This is a genomic window from uncultured Campylobacter sp. (assembly GCF_938031315.1).
In the GTDB taxonomy this organism is placed as follows: domain Bacteria; phylum Campylobacterota; class Campylobacteria; order Campylobacterales; family Campylobacteraceae; genus Campylobacter_B.
The window spans coordinates 1-4,004 of record NZ_CALHHT010000474.1 but is presented as its reverse complement, the minus strand read 5'-3'; the positions used below and the strand labels follow the sequence as shown (position 1 = coordinate 4,004).

General features: G+C 51.8%; 5 protein-coding genes. 1 reads left to right on the top strand and 4 read right to left on the bottom strand.

What is annotated here, in order from left to right:
* Nucleotides 1-228 precede the first annotated feature (228 nt).
* The 3 genes from Q0236_RS11795 to rbfA form a co-directional block, all read right to left on the bottom strand.
* The gene (locus Q0236_RS11795) at nt 229-459 is read right to left on the bottom strand and encodes a hypothetical protein (protein WP_297918261.1); all 231 of its coding nucleotides are present in this window, start codon (nt 457-459) and stop codon (nt 229-231) included.
* 363 nt (nt 460-822) lie between these two features.
* Nucleotides 823-1,242 carry a ribosome maturation factor RimP gene (gene rimP, locus Q0236_RS11790; protein ID WP_297918258.1) on the bottom strand — a complete coding sequence of 140 codons (420 nt, stop codon included), beginning with the start codon at nt 1,240-1,242 and terminating at the stop codon, nt 823-825.
* Nucleotides 1,235-1,600, bottom strand: a complete 366-nt coding sequence (gene rbfA, locus Q0236_RS11785; RefSeq protein ID WP_005872391.1) for a 30S ribosome-binding factor RbfA — start codon at nt 1,598-1,600, stop codon at nt 1,235-1,237. The genes rimP and rbfA overlap by 8 nt, the downstream gene beginning before the upstream one ends.
* Nucleotides 1,601-1,864: 264 nt before the next feature.
* Between rbfA and Q0236_RS11780 the strand changes: the two genes are divergently transcribed.
* Nucleotides 1,865-2,161: a hypothetical protein gene (locus Q0236_RS11780; protein ID WP_297918256.1), complete on the top strand. Its 297-nt coding sequence runs from the start codon at nt 1,865-1,867 to the stop codon at nt 2,159-2,161.
* 552 nt (nt 2,162-2,713) lie between these two features.
* Here the strand turns inward: Q0236_RS11780 and infB are convergent.
* On the bottom strand, nt 2,714-4,004 hold a 1,291-nt coding region (gene infB, locus Q0236_RS11775; protein ID WP_297918253.1), incomplete at its 5' end, for a translation initiation factor IF-2.

Below are 4,004 nucleotides of genomic sequence, written 5' to 3'. Positions count from 1 at the left end.
GAGCTTGATACGATGAAAAGGGAAAAGCTTCGCATAAAAGATGAGATAGGCGCCCTGTTGGCTCAATACAAAGCCGAAAAAGAGGGCAAATAGTCGATCTTTAATTCCGAGCCCACGCCTGCGTTTTTGGCGGCGGGCTTTGTATGTGCGTCGCAAAATACGCGAAGATCGGGCTTTCTATACGCAAAGACGAGCTAAAATTCTACGGCAAACCTACGTCGGCGGCTTTCATCCGCCGATGACGGCGAGCTGGTGCCTGAGCCGCAATCCTTGCTTGAGCTTACGCACGGCGGGGTGGCTAAATTTTAACTTGCTGCCCACAAACATACGCCGAAACGGGCTAAATTTTAAAATTTTATCCTCAGCAAAGATCGCGCCGCAAAGATAAAATTTATCGTAAAATTTCACCCTTACGGCCAGCGCGATCTTCGGCGGCAAGCAGGCGCCAAGATAAAACATTATCGGTTCAGCGGCGCTGCGCTTTAAAATTTAGCCGTGCGATTAAATTTAACGCGAGATCAAAACATAATCTGCATAAAACCCCTAAATACGCAGTGCGGATCGGCAAAGTAAGGGGGGCGTACGGCACAAGATTCGGCTACTCAAGACTTTCGGTTCGCTGCCCGAGGCTTCGTTAGAGCAAGGTATTTCCGATACAACAAATCAAAAGCCGAAACGATCTGTATTTTAAAGTAGCGATTTTAAAATTTAAAGCTCGAAATTCCAAGCCAAAATTTCAAACTCGCAAATCTCGCGCGGCAAATTTTAAAGCCTCATTCGCAAAATTTCAAAGCTGCGCGCAGAGCTTTGGAATCCGCGCCGCTACCACTGCACGTAGGTTCGCGCCTTTTTGATCTCGTCAAGTCGCACGCTTACCTCGCCGTTGTCCGTGCGTAGCCTAAGCATGCCGTCTTCGCAGCCAAGCACCTCGCCGCTTAGCTTCTGCCCGTCCATGCGGCTTAGACGCACCAGCTCGCCCACAGAGTTTGCGAAATGCTGCGGCTTGCTTAGCTTGCGCTCAAGCCCGGGCGAGCCGACCTCTAGCGTCCATTCGCCCTCAAGCGGCGGCTCCACGTCGAAAATCGGCGAAAGCAGCCTCGAAAGCCGCTCGCAGTCGTCCAGGCCCACGCCGCCCGCTTTCGTGATGCTGATACGGTAGATCGTTCTGCCGTTTTCGCTCACCGTCTCCACGTCGTAAAGCTGCACGCCGCACTCGCGCGCCAAAGCCTCTAAATCAACCATTTTTGCGCAGCTCCTCCTCTATTTTGTCGAAAAGATCGTCCATTTTGTTTTGATACTCCAAGCGGTCGTCAAATTTGAAGTGAAACGCGGGGCAGCGGTACCAGCCCTCCGCCTCGGCGCAGAAGTTTTGCAAATATCTCGCCACGCGGCCGAGCTTTTCGAGCACGAATTCCTGCTCGCGCTCGTCGAAGGCGTTTTTATCCAGATATACGAACGCATCGTAGCGCCCGCGCTTGCACTCTACGTCGGTGACGCACAGCCCGCGCAAAAGCTCGTCCTCAAGGCTCGCGAGCGCTTCGGGGATGAGCTGCTTTAGCACGCTTTGCGTGCGCAGTCTTCTGAGTTCGGTCGGATTCATCTTTACCTCGCTATCTTAAATCGCCGCAGACTGCGCGGCGATGGAATTTTATTTTGCGTCTTGCGATGACGGAATTTTATTGCTTTGTCGCAGCGGAGCGTTCGTCTCGCGACGGCATGGAATTTTATTTCGCGTCCATCTTATGGCGATACGGAATTCTATTTCACTTCAGCGCGGCGAAATATCCGTCCTGCGACGACGCGGTCTGTTTAAATTTGACGCGGCTTGCGCCACGCCGGAGCGTCTATTTAAATTCTGAGCGGTTTGCTGCGCGCAGGTACTGCGAGCGGCGCCGCACTTTTTAAAATTTCGCTCTTAAATTTTAAAAGGCGCAATCTCGGCTTTGAAATTTTGCTTTTAAATTTTAGCCCGCGCGCTTTTGCGCTTAAATTTAAAACGCAGATCGCGCAAGAATTTCATGGCTCGCATACGGAAGCTCGTCGCATAGCCACACTGCTGCAAAAATATTTCCGTGCCAAGACGCGGTGCTATTCTATGCCGTATTCTGCTCGCCACGGCGCTATCTATACCGCTGCCACGCTGCCCATCTTGACACTGTAAGAATACAGCGCGCAGCGGTACTCTCTTTGCGCTACGCTCGCTTACTGCGTCGCTATTTACCGTATCCGCTACTGTCTTGGCGCCCGTTACAGAACCTCGCATCGTTGCAGCGTCATTTTTAAATCGCACTGCCCGCCGCGCTGCTGTTTTTCCCACACTGCGTCGCTTTAGAATTTATCTTAAATTTTAAAAACGCTTCGATGCCGCGCGCAATCTAAATTTTGCCGCTTTAAAATTTAAACTTTGCGATTAAATTTAATTTAAGTCGCGCGGAAAAACCGCGATCAGCAAGCGGCGTCAAATAAAATTTAATCGCAAAGACGCGCTGCAAAAAGTCTAAATATTAAATTTCAAAACTGGCGCTATGCGGCAGAGCCTCGCACAGAAACCGACAAAATTTAAAGCCTTGCTCACGCATTCCGCCGCTAAATTTAAAAGGCGAAATTTCGTGCCCAAATTTTACGAGCATAAAATTTCAAAGCGCGATCAAGGCTTAAAATTTAGCCGCAAACCGTGAAAACGAAGCGAATGCCCACGCAAAATCCGCGAGCATTAGTCGATCGTAGCCTGCTCCTCTTTTTGCTTGTAGCTTTCGATAAAATCGCCCACGCGCATATCGTCGTAGCCCTCGATGCCTACGCCGCACTCGAAGCCCTTGGCGACTTCCTTGGCGTCGTCTTTGAAACGCTTGAGCGAGCTGACGTTGCCCTCGAAAACGATGACGCCCTCTCTGATGACGCGGATCTTCGCGCCGCGAGCGATGAGCCCGTCGGTAACCATACAGCCCGCGATCTGCCCGATCTTAGGCACGTTGATGACTTGGCGGATCTCGGCTTGACCCAAGGCCTCCTCGCTGATGATCGGGCTCATAAGGCCGCTCAAAAGCGCCTTGATATCGTCGATTAGATTATAAATGACGTTGTAGGTCTTAATCTGCGAACCGCGCTCCTTGGCAAGCTCTTTGATCTCGCCCGTAGGACGGACGTTGAAGCCCAAGATCACGCAGTTTTCGCTAGCGCTTGCTAAGGCGATGTCGTTTTGCGTGATACCGCCGATGCCGCTGTGGATGATATCGACCTTGACTTCGTCGTTGCGAAGCTTCTCAAGGCTTGCTTTGATAGCCTCTAACGAGCCCGCGACGTCTGCCTTGACAATCACAGGAAGGCTTTTTAGCGAGCCTTCGGCGATCTTGGCGCTTAGCTCGTCGATGGTGACCTTGGTCGATTTGCTAAGCTCTTTTTGGCGCTGATGCTCGTAAATTTTACTCGCATACTCGCGCGCTTCCTTATCGCTTGAAACTCCGATCAGCGTCTCGCCCGCGCCCGGAACCTCGCTAAGGCCTATGATGACGCCGCATTCGCCCGGTAAAATTTGCTTTAGCGCCCTGCCCTTATCGTCGCTAAGCGCGCGCACCTTGCCGTATGCAATACCCGCTACGACGGTGTCTCCAACGCGTAGGGTGCCGTTTTGCACGATGACGGTGGCAACGGCGCCGCGCCCTTTTTGAAGGGAGCTTTCGATGATGGTTGCCTTAGCCTGCTTGCTAGGATCGGCTTTGAGCTCCAAAAGATCAGCCTGCAAAAGCACGATCTCTAATAAATTTTCAATTCCGTCGCCCGTTTTTGCGGAGATCGGCACGAACTCGTAGCTGCCGCCCCACTCGGTAGGCATGATGTCAAGCTCGGCAAGCCCCGTTTTTACGAGATCAGGATTGGCGTTAGGCTTGTCCATCTTATTTATCGCGATGATGATCGGCACGTTTGCCGCCTTAGCGTGCGCTATAGCCTCCTTAGTCTGAGGTTTGACGCCGTCGTCTGCGGCCACTACGATAATTACGATATCG

What these genes read in the sequence shown, in the direction of transcription:
- Q0236_RS11795 (WP_297918261.1), bottom strand. Translation starts at nt 459, where the DNA reads ATGTTTTATCTTGGCGCCTGCTTGCCGCCGAAGATCGCGCTGGCCGTA.
- rimP (WP_297918258.1), bottom strand. Translation starts at nt 1,242, where the DNA reads ATGGTTGATTTAGAGGCTTTGGCGCGCGAGTGCGGCGTGCAGCTTTAC.
- rbfA (WP_005872391.1), bottom strand. Translation starts at nt 1,600, where the DNA reads ATGAATCCGACCGAACTCAGAAGACTGCGCACGCAAAGCGTGCTAAAG.